The 20,883-nt window shown below is 67.3% G+C and carries 14 protein-coding genes; all 14 read right to left on the bottom strand.

The genetic code is table 11. The annotated features are described in order from the left end of the window. Positions 1 to 141: 141 nt before the first annotated feature. On the bottom strand, positions 142 to 981 hold the full coding sequence (locus FHY19_RS18495; RefSeq protein WP_259167672.1) for a glycosyltransferase: 840 nt from the start codon (positions 979 to 981) through the stop codon (positions 142 to 144). Further along, positions 978 to 3,302, bottom strand: coding sequence for a type II secretion system secretin GspD (gene gspD, locus FHY19_RS18490; protein ID WP_259167669.1), 2,325 nt, complete (start codon positions 3,300 to 3,302; stop codon positions 978 to 980). Before gspD ends, FHY19_RS18495 begins: the two co-directional genes overlap by 4 nt. Next, positions 3,299 to 4,090, bottom strand: a complete 792-nt coding sequence (xpsN, locus tag FHY19_RS18485) for a type II secretion system protein XpsN (RefSeq protein WP_259154959.1) — start codon at positions 4,088 to 4,090, stop codon at positions 3,299 to 3,301. The genes gspD and xpsN overlap by 4 nt, the downstream gene beginning before the upstream one ends. Further along, complete coding sequence (gene gspM / locus FHY19_RS18480; protein WP_259154960.1) at positions 4,080 to 4,730, bottom strand: type II secretion system protein GspM; 651 nt, start codon at positions 4,728 to 4,730, stop codon at positions 4,080 to 4,082. Before gspM ends, xpsN begins: the two co-directional genes overlap by 11 nt. Next, positions 4,714 to 5,835: a PilN domain-containing protein gene (locus FHY19_RS18475; RefSeq protein WP_259154961.1), complete on the bottom strand. Its 1,122-nt coding sequence runs from the start codon at positions 5,833 to 5,835 to the stop codon at positions 4,714 to 4,716. The genes gspM and FHY19_RS18475 overlap by 17 nt, the downstream gene beginning before the upstream one ends. Further along, positions 5,832 to 6,683, bottom strand: a complete 852-nt coding sequence (locus FHY19_RS18470; RefSeq protein ID WP_259167668.1) for a type II secretion system protein GspK — start codon at positions 6,681 to 6,683, stop codon at positions 5,832 to 5,834. The genes FHY19_RS18475 and FHY19_RS18470 overlap by 4 nt, the downstream gene beginning before the upstream one ends. After that, positions 6,680 to 7,315: a type II secretion system protein J gene (locus FHY19_RS18465; protein ID WP_259167666.1), complete on the bottom strand. Its 636-nt coding sequence runs from the start codon at positions 7,313 to 7,315 to the stop codon at positions 6,680 to 6,682. The genes FHY19_RS18470 and FHY19_RS18465 overlap by 4 nt, the downstream gene beginning before the upstream one ends. After that, a complete protein-coding gene (locus tag FHY19_RS18460) occupies positions 7,312 to 7,728 on the bottom strand; it encodes a prepilin-type N-terminal cleavage/methylation domain-containing protein (protein WP_259154964.1) in 417 nt (138 codons plus the stop codon). The genes FHY19_RS18465 and FHY19_RS18460 overlap by 4 nt, the downstream gene beginning before the upstream one ends. Beyond that, on the bottom strand, positions 7,725 to 8,231 hold the full coding sequence (locus FHY19_RS18455) for a GspH/FimT family pseudopilin (RefSeq protein ID WP_259154965.1): 507 nt from the start codon (positions 8,229 to 8,231) through the stop codon (positions 7,725 to 7,727). The genes FHY19_RS18460 and FHY19_RS18455 overlap by 4 nt, the downstream gene beginning before the upstream one ends. Positions 8,232 to 8,240: 9 nt before the next feature. Further along, positions 8,241 to 8,672 (bottom strand): type II secretion system major pseudopilin GspG, encoded by a 432-nt coding sequence (gene gspG, locus FHY19_RS18450; RefSeq protein WP_039426219.1) that lies wholly within the window; start codon positions 8,670 to 8,672, stop codon positions 8,241 to 8,243. Positions 8,673 to 8,897: 225 nt separating this feature from the next. After that, a complete protein-coding gene (locus tag FHY19_RS18445) occupies positions 8,898 to 10,115 on the bottom strand; it encodes a type II secretion system F family protein (RefSeq protein WP_005988200.1) in 1,218 nt (405 codons plus the stop codon). Positions 10,116 to 10,290: 175 nt separating this feature from the next. Next, positions 10,291 to 12,018: a type II secretion system ATPase GspE gene (gene gspE, locus FHY19_RS18440; RefSeq protein ID WP_259154982.1), complete on the bottom strand. Its 1,728-nt coding sequence runs from the start codon at positions 12,016 to 12,018 to the stop codon at positions 10,291 to 10,293. Positions 12,019 to 12,147: 129 nt separating this feature from the next. Next, the gene (locus tag FHY19_RS18435) at positions 12,148 to 14,031 is read right to left on the bottom strand and encodes a S8 family peptidase (protein ID WP_259167730.1); all 1,884 of its coding nucleotides are present in this window, start codon (positions 14,029 to 14,031) and stop codon (positions 12,148 to 12,150) included. A gap of 217 nt (positions 14,032 to 14,248) precedes the next feature. Further along, positions 14,249 to 20,749 (bottom strand): ESPR-type extended signal peptide-containing protein, encoded by a 6,501-nt coding sequence (locus FHY19_RS18430; protein WP_259167665.1) that lies wholly within the window; start codon positions 20,747 to 20,749, stop codon positions 14,249 to 14,251. Positions 20,750 to 20,883: the final 134 nt, after the last annotated feature.

The following is a 20,883-nucleotide window of genomic DNA, read 5'->3' as shown; positions in this document are numbered from 1 at the left end:
GCTCAAAGCGTGCATGACGCAGTGAGCGACAACGGCGCTATGCCTGCCTGACAACTGCGCAGCCGTTCTTGTCTGTCGCCCTGCAATGATTCCGTCGCTACTGCCGCGACATCGTATCGGGCAGGCTCGGCCATGCCATCGCTACGCGTCGAACAACATGCGTTGCGGGTCCGGCGGCGGCAGGTCGGCGAGTAGCTGGGCAAGTTGGTCGCGTTGCGCACGCAGCGGGTCGTGCATCAGGAAATTGGCCAGCCGCGCGTGCCAGGCCGGCCAGCGGGTGGCCAATGCATCCATGTCGCCATCGGCCGGACGGCCTTCGCGTGGCGAGGCGACGAAGGCGGTGTCGCACAGCACATTGCGCCAGCCCAGCCCGCCCATGCGCAGGCTCAAATCCACCAGCGCGGCGTACCACGAACCATAACTGCTGGCATCCAGGCCGCCGGCCTTGCGTCGCGCACTGCCGCGCAAAAGCACCGCATGGCCGACCGCCGATGGCAGCTCCGGATGCAGCGGCGGCATCGCCGCGCAGGCGGCGGCAAGCCGTTCCGACGCATCCGGCATGGGGTTGAGTTCGCCCAGGCGCGGCCAGCTGCAGGCTTCGCCCACATTGCTCCATGGCGTCGCCGTGGCGATGGCGGCATCGCGCGCGAAACACGCGCTCAACTGGCCAAGCCAGCCGGGTAACGGACAGGCATCCACCCCCAGCACCACCACGTCGGCGTCGCCGCAGGCGCTGAGCATTTCATCCAGATGCGCCACCTCGCCCAGCATGCGCTGGCGACGGGTGTGGTGCGCTTGCAGCTGCGTGCGCGCCAGCCAGTGGTCGATCACCGCGCGGCCGCGCGGGCCGGCCTGCGCATCGTCGGCCAGCCACACCCGCGTGCCGGCCGGCGTGGCTGCATCCAGTGCACCCAGACAGGCATCCAACGCCTCGTCGTCGGTGCCGACCGGCACCAGCACGACGGGCAGTGCCGCACTCATTGCGGCTTCTGGCTGGGTTTCAGCGGCTCCATGGCCTTGAACTTCTGGCCGTACTCATCGGTGAGATTGCGTGCTTCCTGCGGGTTGCGCACGATCGACGGGGTGATCAGCACGATGACTTCGCGGCGGGTGTTGCTCTTTCCCTTGGTTCCGAACAACGCGCCGACTACAGGAAGCTTGCTCAGGAAGGGCACGCCATCGCTCGTATCCGTGGTTGTGTCATCAATCAGACCGGCCAGCATGATCGTGTCACCGCTTTGCACAGCAGCTTCTGTTTTGACACGGCGGGTGTTGATGTCGACGTTACAGGCTGCTGCGTTTACCGTTGCGGTCGCCGAAGTACATGCGGCAGGTCGATCACCGGGGCTACTTACTTCTTGGACGATATCCAAAAACACCATCCCGTCCTTCGTCACACGCGGACGCACCTTCAGAATCACGCCAGTATCAATGTATTGCACAGAAGAGAAACTACTGTCGCTACCAAGGCCGGTGTTGATCGACGTTGAATTGATTGCGATGCGCGAGCCGACGTTGAGCGTTGCCTCTGCATTATTTCGCACAAACACCGAAGGCGTTTGGAGCAGTCGCACATTTGTCACCCGATCCAACGCCGTGATGATGGCAGCCGCATTCTTGCCCAGGAACGTCCACTGAGCGCCACCTGCACCGGTGATTTTCCCCGCGATATCGCCCCAGATGTTTCTCCCCGCCGCGCTCGCCAAGCCGGCACCAGCGCCAATTCCGGTTGCATTGACGGCCGAGTCTGCTGCTGCATTGACTGCGTTTTCGAAGTACCAATTGACGCCGTAGCTCAGGTCACCCGTCAAATTCACCTCGGCCACCTGCGCTTCGATATGCACCTGCATCGGCATCACGTCGAGCTTTTCGATGACGTCGCGGATGGACGTCCATGCCTGCGGGGTGGAGCGCACCAGCAAGGTGTTGGTCTCGGCCACGGCCGATACGCCGACCTTGTCGCCTTGCACTTCCAGCGTTACCGCGCCATTGCCGTTGCTGCGCGGCGACAACTGCAGGCTGCCGTTGCCGAGCCCGCCGCCACTGCTGCCACCGGTGCCGCTGCTGCCGAACTCACCGCCCACCGTGCCGCTGCTGCCCCCACTTTCGCCGACGCTGCCGCCGGTCATGCCGGAGCTGCCGCCCATGCTGCTGTCGCGATTACCCAATGCGCCGCCTAGCACGCTGGTTTCCGAGCCCGGCGCCAGCGAAGCGCTGGAGTCGCCGCTGTTGCTGCGCCCACCGAACACTTCCGACAACCGATCGGCTAGGTCCTTGGCCTTGATGTACTTCAATTCGTAGGAGAACAGCCGCACGCCGCCGCCGGCGCTGTCGATGCGGTCCAGCCACTGCTGGATCTGGTCCAGATAGCGCGGCTGCGGGGTGATCACCAGCACCGCATTGGCGTTTTCCAGCGGCATGAAACGGAACATGCCGGCGCTGGGCGTCTTGCTCTGTTCGCCGAACACCTTTTCCAGGTCCGCGCTGACCTTTTCGGCCTTGCCGGACTGGATCGGGAACACGCCGACCGACATGCCCGACAACCAGTCCACATCGAAGATCTGCACGGTGCGCAGGTAGTTTTCCAGCTCGGCGCGGGTGCCGCCCAGGGTGATCACGTTGCGCGCCGGATCGGTGCCGACGATGGCGTTCGGGCGCGCGTACGGCTCCAGCACCTTCTTCATTTCGCTGGCGGAAATGAACTTCAACGGCACCACGCGCACTTCGAAACCGCGTGCGGCCGACGGCGACGCGGTGCTGGGCGCGACGGTGCCGGCCAGCGCCTGGTCGGCCGGCACGATGTTGTAGCGGCCACCGCTGAACACCATGCGCGCATTGTTCCAGCCCAGCACCATCTCCAGCAGGTTCAAGGCCTGCGCCGGAGAGACCGGGTTGGGCGTGGCCAGGGTCACGGTGCCCTGCACGCCGGGGGCAATGACGTAGTTCTGCCCGAGCATGTCGCCCAGGATCGCCTTGACCACCGCCTGCACCGATTCGCCTTCGAAGTTGAAGGTGGCGCTGCCGCTGCTGGCCATGCCCAGGGTCGGAGCGGGGGCGCCGGCAGCGCTCTGGTTGATCATGGTGCCGCTGCCGCGCCGGATCACCGGGCTGGGCTTGGCGCTGGCGTTGCCATTGCCGTCGGCGCGTTGATCGGCAGCGGTCTGGGTGGCGCCGGCAGCGCCGACTTGCGGATCCAGGCGCGCATTGCGGCGCACGTCCGGCGGCGGAGTGGTGGCACAACCGGCCAGCAGGCCAATCAGCAGGGACACGGGAAACAGGCGCGGCGTCATGCGTTCACTCATTGGGTCTGACCGGGGGTAGAGCCGCTTTGGCGCTGCTGTTGCAGCTGGCGGCGTCGGGCTTCGATACGTTCGCGGATGGCACGCATCTGATCGTCGGAGGGGCGTGGGGCTTCCTGCGCGCCATCACTGCGTTGCGGCGGCACCGTCGGCGGGGCTTGCCCGCCAGGCTGCTGCTGTGTCGGCGGGGTGGCAGGCTGCGGCTGAGGCGGTTGCACGGTCGCGGCGGCATCGGGCGACGGCAACGGCGGGACCGCGCCCGCAGCACCACGCGCGGCGGCGTTGGCGGTCGGCGGCTGCCCGCCCTGACCGTTGAACACGTGCAATTCCAGGGTCTGGGTGCCGCCGGGGCCTTCGATGGTGGCACTGCGCGGCTGCAGGGCCAGCAGGCGCCAGCCCTTGACCGCTTCGCCGCCGAGCTGCACGCGCACCGAGTCCTGCGGGTCCAGGGTCAGCGTGGCCATCTTGAAGTTTTCGGTCAGCAGCACTCCGGTCAGGCGCACCGTCGAGGCCGCGCCGCTGCCGTCGTTGCCGGACAGGAAGAACGGATGCGGCAGGCGGTCTTCGGCGAAAGCCGGGTGCGCGGCGATCTCCGAATATTTTTCGAAAGCTCCCAGCCGCTCCGGCGCAGGCGCCGGCAAGGTGGGCAGGCGCTGCACCAGCGCCGGGTCGTCCGGGAGCAGTTCCACGCGCTTGCCCAGCCCGGCCACGGCAAGGATGCATACCAGCAGCGCCCAGCCGACCACCGTGGCCAGCAACCAGGTGCGCAAACCGATCAGGTCAAGGCGCATTGCTGGCCTCCCCGGCGGCGGCGGCGGGCGCGGCATCGGTATTCAACGGCGCAGCGCTGGCACCGGGACGCAGATACCCTGCCAGCTCGAACGCGATGTCCAGGCCGTTGCCGCTTTCGTTGGGCGAGAGTTGGTAGCGCTGTGCCATCACATTGAGGTTATCCACGAACAGCCGCGGCGTGCCGTTTTCCAGGCTGTACAACACCGAGGCGAGCTCCGGCGTGCCGCAGCGCAAGCGCACCTGCACCGCCACGCGGGTGAAGCGGCCCTTGCTCTCCGGCTGCAGCGGGGAGCGGTTGCTTATGGCGCAACTGCGATTGCCGGGGCTGGCGTCCACCACGGCGCGTTCCAGCCGCTGCACCAGCCCGGCCGAGGCCAGTTCGGCAGAGGTTTCCGGCAAGAATCCCGGGCGGCTTTCCAGCGTTTGCCGCGCCTGTCGCAGCCGCTGGCTGACCTGTGGCGCCTGCTGCAGTTGCACGCGCACGCGCAGCTCGCGCTCGCGCAACGATTGCAGCTCGTCCTGCACGGCGATCATCGGCTGGGTGAACCATGGGTGCACCAGCACCAGGTAAGCCACGCCGAGCACCAGCAGCAGCAGGCCCAATGCGATCCAGCGATCGCGCTTAACGCTGCGTGGCATCGGCCGCCTCCTTCGCATCGGGGCCGGCCAGCTCGGCGGTGATGGTGAAACGGTCGACATTGCGACCGGCATCGCTCTGCAGCACGCCGGTCAGCGATGGCGTACGCCACAGCGGCGAGCCTTCCAGACGCCGCACCAGCGAGGACGCTTCGTTGCTCAAACCGATCAGCTGCAACTGCCCGCCTTCGACCGAGAATTTTTCCAGATAGGTGCCTCCGGGCAGGCGCCGGCTCAGCTCGTCCCAGATTTCCACCGAGGTCGGACGCGTGGCGCGTTGCTGCTGGAAGAAGCTGGCACCTTCGACCAGATCCACCAACTGCTGGCGCTCGGCAGCCACCTGCCGCGCGCGCGCGGCGTTGGCCTGGACCTTGGCGCGCAGGTCGTCGGCGGCCTGACGGCGATTGTCCAGCAGCAGCCAGCCGGCCACTGCCAGCAACACCACCGCGGTGGCGGCGAGCAACAGGTTCCAGCGTTGCATCGGGTCGCTGCGCCGCAACCGGCGTGCCGGCGGCAGCAGGTTCACACCCAATGGGGCGCCCTGCGCATCGGCCACATCGATGCCGGACAACGCGTTGGTCCAGGCGTCGGGCACACCGGCCGGGCCATCGATCATGCGCCGCGGCACCACCACCAGCTCGGCATCGAGCTGGCCGTCTTCGCGCACATCGAGCACGCGCGCATCGAAATACACCTGGTCGGCGGTGAACGGGGTCTGCCGGTCGATTTCAAAACGTGCCACGTCCTGCAGCCGCGCGGCGGCGGCGGCGGGCAGGCGCAACGGGCGCCGCAACGCATGCGCCGACGGCAACAGCCAATGCCGCGGCAGGCCATCCAGCGCCGTCGGCAGCACGGCGTTGACTTCCTGCGGCTGCACCGGCCACGGCAGGCTGGCGATCGCCTCGCGGGTCTGATCGCGGTGACGCAGCAACTGCAAGGTCTGCCCATCGAGTTGCAACAACAGGCGCGCCTGCGACAGGCCCAATTGCCATTGCCAACGCTGCGGCAACCACGCCAGCAGCGAGTGCTGCCACCAACGCCAGAAGCCTCCGGCTCCCGGCATGGCGCGTACGCCGATACGACCCAAGGTATCCCGCCATGCGGTCATTGCACTGCTGCTCCCTCTTCCCAACGCAACACGGTGTAGGCCGATCCCGGAACTGCAGACGCGCTTGTCGACACGACCGCCCGCAATACAGCCTCGCGTCCCTGACTCAGTCGCGCCCGGCTCTCGATACTATAAGTGTCAGACCCACCGACCGTCGCCTCGCTGCCCGGCAAACCCGGCGGCGCGTCACGCTGGGCCAGCAGTTGCTGCGCATCCAGGCCCATCGCGGTCAACACCGGGCCGGGCGCAAAGCGCGCTTCCGGGCGCGAGCGGCCGCTGTACAAGGTGATGTTGGGCAGCAACTTGCGATACAACTCGCTGTCCATGCCCAGCACCAGGCGCAGTTCGCCCAGGGTCTCGAACGGGCTGTCCTTTGCGCCATACGGCAGGCCGGCATCGGCGTAATCGCGGTCTTCCGCGCCGCCGCCGGGCTGGCTCAGCGAATCGCCATCGCGCCAATCGACGATGGCACCGGCAATGCGCGTATCGCGACCCTGCTCGCCGCCCACGGCACGCACCAGCCCGGCCAACAGCGCCGGCTCGGCCATGTTCAGATCCACCTTGCCGCTCTCGTCAGTGATACGGATCTCCACGCTGGCGTCGTCCATCTGCCAACGATAGCGCCGGCCGTCTGCGCGCCAGCGTGCCTGGGTATCGGCGCTCTGCAAGCGCGACAGTGCGTATTCCAGGCCGGCACGCGCGTATTCCTGCGCCTGCGCGCCGTTGCGCAGCATAGTGCCTTGCAGGGCTTCCACGCGCGCGGTGAGCGCAAACGCGCCGATCATCGCGGTGAGCAGGGCGATCAGCCACAACACCAGCACCAAGGCGGCGCCACGTATCCGGCTCATTGCCCCGCTCCAGGATTGCTGGATTGCGGCAACGCCACTATCAACGGCGGCCATGCAGCGCCGTCGCTGCGGATCTCGATACGCACCATCAACGGCAGGCGGTCGTGCCATTCCCACTGCGGCAACCATCCGCTCAGGCGACCGTTCTGCGGATCCATGCCACGGTAGCGAAAGCTCACCTGCTGCACGCCTTGCGCCAGCGGCTCCGGCGGCAGCTTGCTGCCTTCCTCGATCGACTTGCCCGATTGCAGCATCGTCAACGCAATTTGCAAGGTGCGCTGCTCACCATCGCCAACCACCGACAACTCGTGCAGGTACGGGCCGCCGCGCCCCAGGTAATCCGGCACATCGGCGGCAAAGCGCATGCGCTGCGGTTCGCCGACGAACAGCATCGGTTGCTGGCTTTGCGGGTCGATGCTCATCGCCAGCGGCAACGCGGCGGCCAACCGACGGCGCAGGAATTCTTCCACCGCGCGCACGCGCTCGCTGCGTTGGGCAATCGCCTCGCCGCGCTGGCTCACCGCGCTGGCCGAGCGCAAGGTGGCAAACGCCAATGCCAGCCCGCCGACCAGCAGCATCGTGGCCAGCAGCACTTCGATCAGGGTGAAGCCTGCGCTGCGCGAACGGATCACGGCGCGGTGTCCTGCGCGGTCGCGGCCACCAGGCGCAAGGTGCGCCATTGCAGCAGTTGATTGGGCGCCTCGCCCCAACGCACCACCAGGGTCAGTTGCAGCAGCTTGTGCGCGCCAGGGGCCACCGGCGCCTGCGGGTTGCGTCGCGGTTCGTCGTAGGGGCGCACATCCATCGACCAACGGAAATGCCCGTCCTCGAAGGTGCCTTGCTGCTGCTCGGGCACCAGCGGCTTGTCCATGCCTTGCAACGCCAGCAGCGATTGCGCATGCAGGGTCGCACGCGTGCTGTCGTCAGCCGCGCGCACCTGGCGTGCAGCGCCGGACAACGACCCCAGCAACAGGCTCAATGCCAGGGCAAGCAACGCGAAGGCGACGATCACCTCGATCAGCGTGTAACCGCGTTGACGCTTCATGGCGCAGGCGCCCGCAGCGGGCCGGAACGCACTTCGCCGGTGATCCAGCCCACATCCACGCGCCAGCGCGCGTCCTTGACCTGCAGATCGATGCGGCCGCCGGTGGAAGCGCCATCGGGGAAGAACTGGATGGCGCCCTGATCTTCCCGCGACTGTACCTGACGCGCGCCGGTGAAGCGCACCTGCAGCGACGACGGCAGATCGCCATGATGGCCGCCGGGCGCTTCCCAACGGCGCTGCAGCGGGTCGATCAGGAAGCGTTGCGGGGTGCCGGTGGCGATTGCCTGGGTGCGCGTATAGCGCAGTTGCGATGCGATCGCCTTGCCGGCGGTGCGCAGGCGCATGCCATCGATGCCGCCGTTCAATGCGGCCGCAGCCAGCACACCGGCCATCGCGATCAACGCGATGACCAGCAGCATTTCAAGCAGCGAGCTGCCACGCGTGCGGGTGCGGCCAGGACCGACTCCATGCGGACGACGCAACGGCTGACACGCAACGCGCATGGCGAGGGCTTATTGGTACTTGATGTCCGAGTCGTAGCTGCTGCCGCCAGGGCGACCATCCTTGCCCAGGCTGATCAGGTCGAACGGCTGGCCATCGCCCGGCGCCCGGTACTCGATGGTGTGACCCCACGGGTCGTTGAGTTCCGCCGGCTTGGCGTACGGGCCCAGCCAGCCGCTGCTGCCGCCGGGCTGGGTGACCAGGTCATCCAGCTTGCTCGGCAGCTTGCCGGTGTCGAGCTGGAAGTTTTCGATCTTGCCGGCCAGGGTCTGGATCTGCGACTTGGCCAGATTGGCCTTGCCGCGATCGGCACCACCCAGCACACGGCTACCCACCAGGGTGAGCACCGCGCCGATCAGCACGATGACGATGATGATTTCCAGCAAGCTCATGCCGGCCTGGCCTGCGCGCGACGGACTACGGGTGATGGAGCGCTTGATCATGAACGATTTCCTTGCACGTCGATGAAGGATGCTGCCGCTACCAGATGACACAGCGGCGATTGCATTGGTTCCCGCGTAGGTGTCGAGCGGTCACCGGAACGTTGTTGTGAAGACGCCGCGCAAGTGAAAGCGCTGCGTGCGGTTAAGCCAGTGTACGAGCGATGCGGGCCGCTGCCGAGTCCCGCTTGCGCCCGCCTGGCTGCGCAGTCGTCTGGCCCGCCGCTCTCAGCCGATCGCATTGGTGAGGTCATACAGCGGTACCAGCACCGAAATGATGACAAGCCCCACCACCGACGCCAGGACCAGCGTGATCAGCGGCACCAGTGCGGCCAGCGCACGGTCGATCGCTTGCGCGGTTTCCAGCTCGAAGGTATCGGCGGTCTTGAGCAACATCGTATCCAGCGCACCGGATTCTTCGCCGACCTGGATCATCTGCAGGGCCAGCCGCGGAAAGCGCTTGCCGCGCGCCAGCGACATCGCCAGGCCATGCCCGTTCTTGACGTCGTCGGCCGCGTTGGCCACATCCTCGACCAGGGCCAGATTGGACATCACGTTGCGCGCGATGCCGATCGCCGCCAGCAACGGCACGCCGTTGCGCAACAAGGTGCCCAGGGTACGCGTCAGCCGTGCGGTTTCCAGGCGCGCGATCAGGCTACCGACCACTTTCTGGCGCAGCAGCCATTCGTCCAGGGATGCGCGGAAGGCGGCATTGCGCCGCTTGCGATCCAGCCATAACCCGAGCACGCCGGGCACCACGATCAGCACGAGCCACCAGTCGCGCACCAGCAAACCCACGCTCAGCACCGCCTGGGTGAACCACGGCAACGCGACATCCAGGCTTTCATACATTTGCGCGAATTGCGGCACCACGTAGCCCAGCAGAAACAACAGCGCGCAACCGACCACCGCCAGCAGGATCGCCGGATAGATCAACGCGTTGATCACCTTGCCCTTGAGCGCGCGGCTGCGTTCCAGGTAATCGGCCAACCGTTGCAAGGTGTCCTGCATGCTGCCGCCGGCTTCGCCCGCACGCACCATGTTGATGTAGAGCTTGGAGAACAACCCGTGCTGCCGCTCCAGTGCAGACGACAGCGGCGCACCGCCGCGCACGGTGTCGCGGATGTCGCCGATGACGCGCCGGCTTTTTTCGTCTTCCGGCAGATCCATCAGGATCGACAACGCACGATCCAGCGGCTGCCCGGCACCGATCAAGGTCGACAGCTGCTGGGTGAACTGTACCAGCGCCGCATTGTCGAACGGCTTCTTGCGCAGCAGCATGCGCAGCGACGGCGAATCGTTTTCGCCGGTGGCCAGCCGCGTTTCCACCGGCAGATGGCCCTGTTCCTGCAGACGCAGCGCCACCTCGGCATCGCTGCCCGCCTCCATCTGGCCGTCGAGCATTTCGCCGTGGGCGTCCAGGGCTTTGTAGCGGTACAGGGGCATCAGGATGGAAGGCCGGGATTCGGGATTCGGGATTCGGGATTCGGTAAAAGCGCGATACCGCGCTGCGTTGGCGCGACTGGGCGCACCTGTGTGCGTGCGCGACGCGTTGCCGAGACCTTGCCCTGCTTATCTTCCGATGCTGAGCATCCGATGCTCATTGTGGCTCCGTTGACTCTCACGCATCCTCCGTCACGCGCAGCACTTCTTCGATGGTGGTTTCCCCGCGCAAGGCCTTGGACAGGCCGTCTTCGTACATGGTGCGCATGCCGGCCTTGCGCGCGAGCTGTTCGATCTCGCCCATGCCGGCGCGGCGCATCACCGCGCGCCGCAGTTCGTCGTTCATCACCAGGAACTCGACGATGGTGGTGCGGCCGAGATAGCCGGTCGGTGCAGCGGCCGAAGCTCGCGGCCGATACAGGTAAATCTCGCCATCGGGCTGCAGACGGCGCAGATCGAACTTGTCGATCTCCTCCGGCGATGCGGCGTAGCGTTCGGCGTTGTCCAGGTCGAGCTTGCGCACCAGGCGCTGCGCCAGGATGCCGTTGATGGTGGAGGTCAGCAGGTAATCTTCCACGCCCATGTCGAGCAGACGGGTGATGCCGCCGGCCGCGTTGTTGGTGTGCAGCGTGGACAGCACCAGGTGGCCGGTGAGCGCGGACTGGATCGCGATGCGCGCGGTTTCCAGATCGCGCATTTCGCCGATCATGATGATGTCCGGGTCCTGGCGCACGATGCTGCGTAGCGCGTTGGCAAAATCCAGCCCGATCTGCGGCTTGGCCTGGATCTGGTTGATGCCTTCGATCTGGTACTCCACCGGGTCTTCGACGGTGATGATCTTCACGTCGGAGGTATTGAGCTGGCTCAGCGCGGTGTACAGCGTGGTGGTCTTGCCCGAGCCGGTGGGGCCGGTCACCAGCATGATGCCGTGCGGTTGCTCGAGCACCTTGCGGAACTGCGGCAGGAAGTCTTCGGTAAATCCCAGCTTGTAGAAATCGAACACCACTGTTTCGCGATCGAGCAGACGCATCACCACGCTCTCGCCGTGCGCGGTCGGCACGGTGCTGACGCGCAGATCCAGCTCCTTGCCCTGCACGCGCAGCATGATGCGACCGTCCTGCGGCAGGCGGCGCTCGGCGATATTGAGCTTGGCCATGATCTTGATGCGGCTGATCACCGCGGCGGTGAGCTTGGCCGGTGGACTTTCGCCTTCCACCAGCACGCCATCGACGCGATAGCGCACCTTGAGGCGGCTTTCGAACGGTTCGATATGGATGTCCGATGCGCGCAATTCCACTGCGTGCTGGATCACCAGATTCACCAGGCGAATCACCGGCGCTTCGGAGGCCAGATCGCGCAGCGCTTCGATGTCGTCGCTGCTGTTGGCATCGCCATCGGCGGTCTCGACGATGGTACCCATCGCACTGCGGCCCTGGCCGTACCAGCGCTCGATCAGATCGTCGATTTCCGAACGCAGGCCGACCTGCAGGAACAACGCACAGCCGGTGGCAAGACGCACTGCATCGATGGCGTAATCGTCGTACGGATCGGCGATCCACAGATCCAGCCGGCCATCGCGTTCGCCCACCGGGCACAGATGAAATTGTTTGAGGAAGCGCAACGACAGGCCCTGCACGTCGGGCAGCATTTCCGGCGGTGTATCGCCGAGTTGACGTGCATCCACCAACGGCAGGCCGAGCACATCGGCGCAGGTCTCGGCATGATCGCGCTCGGACACCAGGCCCAGGCGGCCGAGCAGGGCCAGCAGGCCCATCCCGGATTCGGCCTGCAACTGGCGTGCGCGCAGCAGGTCGGAGTCCTTCAGACGACGGCGTTCAAGCAACGCTTCGACGATGCGCGTTTCCGCACTTCGATGCTCAATTGGATCGACGGCAACCGCGTTCACACTCGTCTCCACTGGTCCGGCGCCGACTGTAGCAGTTTGCCGCGACGATCAACCGCACACATCTGAATCGTCCTGAAAAACAATGCCCCCGGTAATTGGCCGGGGGCATTGGTCACACTATTGCGCTACTTACTGTCGTGCAACGAGGGTCAGCTTCGCGTAATCGGATGCGCCTACCAGCTTGATGTAGTAGGTGCCCGCCTTAGGTGCAGTGAAACGGACGGTTTCGCTGTTGCCGGGACGCGTGGACTTGGCATCGAAACTGGTGGCGCTGGGCTCGGCTTCATAGCTGACGTACACCGACACATCGCCGGTACCGCCATAGGTCATGAAGCTCAGTACCGCACCGGCCTTGGCCTCGAAGCTGTACAGCGTGGAGCTGCCGTAGGTGCCGCTCAGACCGGTCACCGGCGCCTTGTTGGTCAGTGCGATGGCAGTCGGTGCGCAGGTCTCGGTGGCCGGATCGCACGGCTCCACCAGTACCGCTTCCAGCGCAGCCTTGGCGTCGACGATGCCGCTGCCGATCGGGGTGCTGGCCGGCGGGGTCACCGGGAAGCGGCGGCTGGTCTGCTTGAGCAACGCCTCGACCGCAGCCGGAGTCAGCGGGCCGTCGCCCAGGCCGATCGCTGCGCTCTGCACCAGGGCCACGACGCCCGCCACGTGCGGGGACGCCATCGAGGTGCCGCCCAAGCCCATATAGGTATAGCTTCCCGAGGTCGGCGTGGTCGCACCGGTGTAGCCGGCCTGCCATATGTAACCACCCGGATTGCCGTCCACGCTGCCGCCGCCGCCGGGACCGGACAAGTCCACCTTGCTGCCGTAGTTGGAGTAATAGGTGATGCCGCCGGTGATGCGGGTGGCGCCCACGGTGATGGTGTTGTTGCAGCTGGCCGGCGAATGGTTGGCCGCATCTTCGCCGCTATTGCCCGCCGCCACGACCACGGTGGTGCCGCGCGACACCGCACCGTTGATGGCCAGCTGGGTGGCCGAATCGCAGGGCTCGCCCCCACCCAGGCTCATGTTGATCACCTCTGCCGGGTTGGTGTTGGCCGGCACGCCTTCGACCGTACCGCCGGAGGCCCACACGATGGCGTCGGCGATGTCGGAGGTGTAGCCGCCGCAACGGCCGAGCACGCGCACCGGCAGGATGGTCGACTTGGGCGCCACGCCGGCCATGCCGACGCCGTTATTGGTCGCCTCGGCCACGGTGCCGGAGACGTGGGTGCCGTGCCAGGAGCTTTCCTGGGCGACCGAACCGCTGTAGCAGACGTTGTCGGCCTCTTCCCAATCGCCGTAATCCAGTGCACCCGGGACGCGGGCGTCGGTCGGGCGACGCGAGACTTCGGCGTCGGTGATGAAGTCGTAACCCTGCAGGAGGTTGCCGGCAAAATCGGGATGGCCCGGCAGGATGCCGGTGTCCAGTACCGCCACCACCACACCGGCGCCCTGCGACAGATCCCATGCGGCCGGCGCATTGATGCCGCCGTTGGGGTTGCTCAGGTGCCACTGGTACTGCGCATACAGCGGGTCGTTGGGAACCAGCTGCGGGCTCACATCTGTGGCGGCAACACTCTTCTTGATCTCGACCGGACGCAACATGCGGTCGATCTGCACGTCGGCGACGGACGGGTCGTTCCTGAGCTCGACGACCACCTTGTCCACCTGTGCGGCGGTCAGCGTGCTGGACAGCTTGATCAGGTCCGAGCCGATGCCGAGCTTGCGCACATACGTCGCCTTGGCGGCGGCTGCGCTGCTGCGTGCGCCGGTCGCGGCGCCGACCCGGCCGACCGCGGCCTGCACGGCGTTGAGCTTGCTGCCGCGATCGGTCGCAGCGGCGGTGCTGTCCTTGTAGCGCACGATCAGGCGGCTACTGAATGGGGCGCCGGCCGAAGCGGACTGGGTCGGTTCCTTGACCAGCAGTTTCGGTGCGGCAGCCAGGGTGCCGGACGCACCAAGGGCCATCATCAGGATGGCGCCGGTCAGCGGGGTGAGGCGGAAGGTCTTGTCGATCACGGTGAAATCCTCTTCGTGTTTTTCGTGAATCAGGCTTGGAACGGGGTCGACAACACCGCGCAGCCGTGAGCCGGCCTGCGGCAGTTGATCGATCGCTCCTGGTACGGCCATCACTCCATGCGAATCCGTTGGCTGGCCTAGCCACGGTCCTTGCCCGCCCCCTCAGGCCTTACCGCGGCGGCGCAGCTCGGCGCCGCCGCGTTTGATGCAACCCGTGTTACCAGCCGAAACCGGCACCCACGCCGATCGAGCTGTCGTCGCCGCTCAGCGCACCGCCCACGGTCAACGTGGCGCGTGGGCTGATCGCACGCTGGTAGCCCACCGACAACGCCGATTCGCCGTTCTGGAAACCGACACCGGCACCGATGCGGTTTTGCGAGGCGATACCGGCCACGCTGGCGGACATGTTCAACATCGCCGAGCTCATCGCGCCCTGACGATCCAGGCGACGGTTCTGCCGACGCAGACGGTCTTCGATATCGCCCTGATAGCTTTCGAAGCTGTCGGCCATCGCGCTGTAGCGGCTGTCGGTGTAGCTGTTGGCCGCGGCAACACCGCTGTCCAGCTGGCCCTTGTTCACCGCATCGGTGGCACGCGTACCGGCCGCCACATTGGCCACCTGCCGCTCGCCCCCGACGCTGCCCACCGACACCGTATTGGCGCGATCGGCCACCGAGCCCTGACCCAAGGCCACCGCACCTTGTGCACTGGCACGTGCGCCCTGGCCGATGGCGGTACCGGACGCCGCACTGACCTGCGCACCCTCGCCCATCGCCACCGCATTGGTCGCCACCGCCGCAATCTGCGTGTTGGCACCGACCGCAGTACTGCCGTCGGCATTGACGCGCGCATTGCTGCCGATCGCGGTGTCGTTGGGGCCGTGCGCGTAGGCGCTACCGCCGATCGCGGTACCGGTCACGTGGTTGGCCACCGCCGACGTACCGACTGCGGTGGAGGTTGCCGCCGGCGTGATGCTGCCGACCACTGCCGCCGTCGGGGTGCCCTGCACGCCGGCAGTCGCGGTGGCGGTGCCGACGTTGCTTGCTGCATCGCTGGCAGCGGGTGCAGCGACAGCCGGCACCGCGGCGGTACGCAGCGACGTGGTGCTGGCAACCGCAGTGCCGCCACGTGCATCCAGTTGGGTAACCTTGGTATCCAGCGCGGTCAATGCCGCGCCCACGTTGCTGTAGCTGGCGCCCTGAATCACGTAGGTCGGCGCAACGAACACGCCTTGCGCGCCGATCGCCGCGCCGCCGCCGAGGAAGCTGGCGGCATTGCTGAGCGACTGGAACAACTGACCGCCGTTGATCGCGTCAAGGCTGGCATCGGCGATCGCGCCGGCGCCCACGTTGACGATGCGGCGCGTGGCCGGACCGCCGCGGCCATTGCCGCTGCCCACCGACACCGTGTTGGCCTCGTAGGTGCGCGAACCCGAGCCCAACGCCACCGAATCGGCGCCGGTTGCGCCGGCATTGGCGCCCAAGGCGACGCTGTTGACCGCACTCTGGCGGACAAAGGAGTTGTAGCCCAGCGCCACGCTCTTCTCGCCGATGGCGTTGGTCTGCTGACCCATCGCGGTGCTGTTCGTGCCGCTGGCGCTGCTGTCCACGCCCACCGCACTGGCACCTGCGCCGCTGGCGCTGCTGCCGGCGGCAATGGCGACACTGCGTGCACCGCTGGCAGTGGCACCGGCACCTGCGGCGGTGGCGCGATCACCGGTTGCCACGGCCACGCCGGTGCCGGTGGTCTTGACCATGCCACTGGTGGTTTGCACATCGGCCGCCAAGGCATCGAGCTGCCCCTTGTTGACGGCATCGCTGGCGACCTGGCCGTCGCTGACATTGACGATGCGACGCGTCGCCGGACCGCCGCGGCCATTGCCGCTACCCACCGACACCGTGTTGGCATCGTAGGTGCGCGAGCCCGAGCCCAAGGCCACCGAATCGGCACCGCTGGCACCGGCATTGGCACCCAGGGCCACTGCATTGCTGCCGCTTTCGCGCACGAAAGAGTTGTAACCCAGCGCCACGCCGTTTTCGCCGATGGAATTGGTCTGACGGCCCATCGCGGTGCTGTTCACGCCACTGGCGCTGCTGTCCACACCCATCGCACTGGCACCGGTTGCCGAGGCGCTGCTGCCGGAGGCAATGGCAACGCTGCGTGCGCCGGTGGCGACAGCGCCGGAGCCGGCAGCCGTGCTGCGCTCGCCGGTTGCGGTGGCCACTGCATCGCCGGTGGTCTTGAACTTGCTGCTGGTGTTCTGCACATCGGCCGACACCGCATCCAGCTGGCCCTTGTTGACCGCATCGGTCGCCGCCTGGCCATCGCTGACGTTGACGATGCGACGCGTCGCCGGACCGCCGCGGCCGTTGCCGCTACCGATGGACACGGTGTCGGCTTCGTAGGTGCGCGAGCCCGAGCCCAAGGCCACCGAATCGGCGCCGGTTGCGCCGGCATTGGCACCCAGGGCCACGCCGTTGACCGCACTCTGGCGAACGAACGAGTTGTAGCCCACCGAGACCGCGTTTTCGCCGATCACATTGACCTGGCGGCCGACACCGGTGCTGTTGACGCCGGTGGCCGACGCATCCACGCCGATCACGCTGGCGCCGACCGCATCGGCGCGGCTGTTGCCGCCCAGTGCGAGCGTGTTGTTGGCCAACGCCGCAGCGCTCTGCCCCAATGCGGTGGCATTGGTGCCGTCCGCATACGAGTTCCAGCCGATCGCGGTGGTGTAGTCGGCGGTTGCCCACGCACCCGCACCGAAGGCGGCCGCGCCGGTTCCCGAGGCACGTGCCGGGATGAAGCCGAAGAACGTGCTGCCGCCGACCGCAACGCTTTCGTCGCCGGTGGCTTCGCTGAACTCACCCACGGCCACCGCGCTGGCGCCGGAAGCCAGCGATGCGGCGCCGACGGCGGTGCTGTAATCGCTGGACGCCACCGCGCCGTAACCCAGGGCCGACGACAGCCGGCCGCTGGATTCGCTGTAACCGCCAAATGCCGCACTGCCGACGTTGGAGGCCGCACTGCGGAAGCCTGCGGCAGTGGCCTGGTTGTCCGATGCCACTGCCTCGCTGCCGAGCGCAGTGGTGTAGGTGGAACTTGCCTGCGCACCCGCGCCGTTTGCGGTGGCACCGATATCGCCGGCCAGCGCATTGCTGCCGAACGCGCTGCTGTTTTCGGCCAACGCCTGCGCGTTGTTGCCCACCGCAGCGGCACTGGCGCCGCTGGCCAGCGCATCCAAGCCGACGGCGGTGGCCGCATCGGCCACCGCCTGTGCACCTGCGCCCAATGCAGTGGTGCCGGTACCGGTGGCGTTGGCGCCCTCGCCCGCAGCCAATGCGTTATCGCCTTCGACGTACGCGCCGGCATCGCTGTCGTCGCTGCCGCTGGCCTGGAAGTACTTGCTGGTGGCTGCACCGGCTTCGGCAACCGCGTTGAGCTGGTCCAGGTTCACCGCATCGGTGCCCTGGGTACCGGCCGCCACGTTGGTGATCTGGCGCTCGTTGCCGGCGCTGCCCACCGACACCGCAAAGTCGCGATCGGCGACCGAGTCGGCGCCCAGGGCCACGCTGCTTTCGCCGGTGGATTCGGCAAAGTTGCCCAACGCGGTGCTGTTGAGGCCCGGCGCCCACGCGGCGCCACCCACGGCGGTGGAGAAATCGCCGGAGGCTTCGGTCGGCAACAGGCCGAGCAAGGCGCCGCCGACCGACACGCTGTTGTAGCCGCTGGCCACACTGCCCTGGCCGGCGGCAACGCTGTAGGCGCCAGTGGCGGTCGCGTCGCTACCCACGGCGAGCGTGTTGGAGCCGCTGGCGGTGCTGAAGTTGCCCAGCGCGGTGCTGTTGAAACCGCTCGCGGTGGAATAACCGCCGACCGCAGTGGCGTAATTGGCCGTCGCCTGTGCGCCGAAGCCGAGTGCCGCGGCGGTGGTGCCGTCGGCGACGCTTTCTGCGCCGATTGCCGTGGCCGATTCGCCGCTGGCGCTGGCGAAGTAGCCCAGCGCGGTAGATTCGCTGCCCTGCGCCTCGCTCAGCGCACCGACCGCCAGCGACCCATCGCCATATGCGCCGGCCGCTGCACCCAGTGCAGTGCTCTGCGCGCCGGCCGCTTCGCTCTCGCCACCCACGGCCACGGCATAGTCGCCGCTGGCCTGACTGAAGGCGCCGTTGGACACACTGCCGAAGCCGCTGGCTGCAGCGTTGTAACCGGCGGCATTGGCGTACTGCGCCGTTGCGCTGGCGCCGCTGCCGATGGCCACTGCACCGATCGCGGTGGCATTGCTGCTGGCACCGAAGGCGCTGCTGTAATCGCCATCCGCGGTGGCATTGGAACCGGCCGCCGTTGCATCTTCGCCCTGGGCGACGGCAGTGCCGTCGCCGGTCCCGGCATACAGCCGCGCGGTGGTTTCGGCGGTGCCGGCCACTGCGTTGAGCTGATCCAGATTCACCGCATCGCTGCCTTCGGTACCAGCAGCGACATTGGTGATCTGACGCTGGCCATCCACGCTGCCCACCGACACCGTGTTGGCGCGGTCGGCAACCGAGTTGGCACCCAGCGCCACGCTGTTGTCGGCCGATACACTCGTCGATGCGCCAACGGCAACCGAACCGTTGCCCAGCACGATGGCGGTGTCGCCGATTGCGACCGAGGCATCGCCACCTGCGGCCGAGGTGATGCCGACAGCCACGCTGCCCCTGCCATACGCGGTGCTTTCCGCGCCGATCGAGGTGCTGGTGTCGCCGAACGCCACGCTGGCAAAACCCAATGCGGTGGATTCAAGCCCGTTGCCGATGCTTTCGAAACCGACCGCAGTGGCGCCGCGACCGAAGGCCACGCTGGTGCTGCCAAGCGCGGTGCCGTAGAAGCCCGACGCAGTGCTGTCTGCGCCCAGCGCAGTGGCGTAGCGGTCGCTGGCGATGCTGTTGAAACCCACCGCCGTGGCGTTGTTGACGTTCGCAACTGCACCGCTGCCAACGGCCGTGGTGTTGATGTCCGATGCACTGCTGCTGGACCCCAGCGCCGTGCTGTAATCGGCCAGCGCCGACGCATTGGAACCTGCCGCAACGCTGTCCACGCCTTCGGCGATTGCAGCGCCCTCGCCGGTGGCCACGAAGGTGCGTGCGGTGGTGGATGCGACATCGGAAACGGCGGTGAGCTGATCGAGATTGACCGCATCGGTGCCTTCGGTACCGGCAGCGACGCTGGTGATCTGACGTTCTGCGCCGGCCGCGCCAACCGACACGGTATCGGCGCGCGTGGCGACCGAATTGGCGCCGAGCGCCACCGAGTTGGCGCCGCGTGCGGTGCTGTAGTAACCCAGCGCCGTGCTCAGCTCACCGCTGGCCCAGGACTCCGGACCGACTGCGGTTGCGCCTTCGCCCGGTGCATAGGCGAAGTAGCCCACCGCCGTGGCTTCGGTTCCCGACGCCTCGCTCAGCGTGCCGACGGCGGTGGTGTAGGTGCCCGATGCGATCGCACCGGCGCCCAGCGCAGTGGACGCCTCGCCACTGGCCTGGGTCTGCACGAAGAAACCCAACCCGGGAATCAGATCCACCGGCCCGCCCACGGCGGTGCTGCTGGTGCCGCTGGCGCTGGTCTGGGTACCGACGGCAGTGGCGTAATCGCCACCGGCGTTGGCCACCGCACCGAATGCCGATGCCTGGGCACCGGCGGCATATGCGCCGACGCCGAACGAGGACGCCGCGAACCCATCGGCATTGGCGCTGGCGCCGACCGCCGTTCCGCCAACACCGGCACTGGTGGCACCGGTGGTGACCGGCACCCCGCCGTTGGTGACCAACGGCTGGCCGTCTGCGTCGACCGCAGCGCCGCCCACGGCCACGCTGGCCGGGCCATTGGCCTGTGCGTTATGGCCGAACGCTGCGCTGTTCTGACCGGAAGCGAGTGCGTTGGCACCCACGGCCGTCGCGTTCTCGGCCACGGCATTGGCGCCGGTGCCGAGCGCGGTGGTTGCAGTACCGACGGCATTGGCGGCATTGCCTGCGGCCAATGCGCTGTCGCCCTCGACATAGGCGCCGACGCTGTCGTCGCCCGGGCTTGCCTTGAAGAACAGCGCGGTGTCTTCGGCCACATCGGCCACATCGCGCAGCTGCGCCACGTTGACCGCATCGGTGGCGTTGATGCCGGCACCGACGTTGGTGATGCGGCGCGTTGCAGGGCCACCGCGCCCATTGCCGCTGCCGACCGACACCACTTCGTCTTCGTGGGTGCGCGAGCCTGCGCCCAGCGCAACCGAGTTGGCACCGGTGACGCCGGCATTGGCGCCCAGCGCCACGCCGTTGACGCCGGCCTGGCGCACAAAACTGTTGTAGCCGATGGCCACGGCGTTTTCGCCAATCGCGTTGGTCTGGCGACCGATCGCGCTGCTGTTCACGCCGCTGGCGCTGCTGTCGGCACCGGTGGCGACGGCGCCGGTGGCGCTGGCCTTGCTGCCGGCACCGATGGCGGTCGCCTTGGCGGCAGGTGCGGAGGCGCCGCGGCCGACTTCGACCGATTGCGCGCTGGCGGGAAGCGGGGTGGCCAGTCCGGCGCCACCGAGCGCCAGGGTGATGGCGGCAGCCAGTGCCAGGCTTTGGCGGCGGTCGATGAGCGAGGCTGGAGCAACGGCTCCGGGGCTGTCACCGCTGGCCAGTTCCGAGGCCACGGCCCACACGCCCAATGATTTGTTCCAGACCTTGCGATAAATCCGATTCATCGACGTACGACTCCTGAGTTGTTGGGACTGGTTTTTGGCGAGCGCCCACCCTCGGAAGGCCTTTCGGCCACGCGATTCCCCGTGGTTGTGCGCGCTATGGGCCTTGCGGCGATGGGCGGCTTGCGCCTGCACCC

The sequence above is a fragment of the Xanthomonas sp. 4461 genome, assembly GCF_024806475.1.
GTDB classification, from domain to species: Bacteria; Pseudomonadota; Gammaproteobacteria; order Xanthomonadales; family Xanthomonadaceae; genus Xanthomonas; species Xanthomonas arboricola_F.
Note: the sequence above shows the minus strand (reverse complement) of the source record. Positions and strands in the feature narration are given on the sequence as shown.

Excerpts from the sequence above, each read along its gene's own strand:
- gspD (WP_259167669.1), bottom strand. The coding sequence starts at position 3,302 with ATGAGTGAACGCATGACGCCGCGCCTGTTTCCCGTGTCCCTGCTGATT.
- gspM (WP_259154960.1), bottom strand. The coding sequence starts at position 4,730 with ATGCCACGCAGCGTTAAGCGCGATCGCTGGATCGCATTGGGCCTGCTG.
- FHY19_RS18495 (WP_259167672.1), bottom strand. The coding sequence starts at position 981 with ATGAGTGCGGCACTGCCCGTCGTGCTGGTGCCGGTCGGCACCGACGAC.
- FHY19_RS18475 (WP_259154961.1), bottom strand. The coding sequence starts at position 5,835 with ATGACCGCATGGCGGGATACCTTGGGTCGTATCGGCGTACGCGCCATG.
- FHY19_RS18430 (WP_259167665.1), bottom strand. The coding sequence starts at position 20,749 with ATGAATCGGATTTATCGCAAGGTCTGGAACAAATCATTGGGCGTGTGG.
- FHY19_RS18470 (WP_259167668.1), bottom strand. The coding sequence starts at position 6,683 with ATGAGCCGGATACGTGGCGCCGCCTTGGTGCTGGTGTTGTGGCTGATC.
- FHY19_RS18455 (WP_259154965.1), bottom strand. The coding sequence starts at position 8,231 with ATGCGCGTTGCGTGTCAGCCGTTGCGTCGTCCGCATGGAGTCGGTCCT.
- xpsN (WP_259154959.1), bottom strand. The coding sequence starts at position 4,090 with ATGCGCCTTGACCTGATCGGTTTGCGCACCTGGTTGCTGGCCACGGTG.
- FHY19_RS18445 (WP_005988200.1), bottom strand. The coding sequence starts at position 10,115 with ATGCCCCTGTACCGCTACAAAGCCCTGGACGCCCACGGCGAAATGCTC.
- FHY19_RS18460 (WP_259154964.1), bottom strand. The coding sequence starts at position 7,728 with ATGAAGCGTCAACGCGGTTACACGCTGATCGAGGTGATCGTCGCCTTC.
- gspG (WP_039426219.1), bottom strand. The coding sequence starts at position 8,672 with ATGATCAAGCGCTCCATCACCCGTAGTCCGTCGCGCGCAGGCCAGGCC.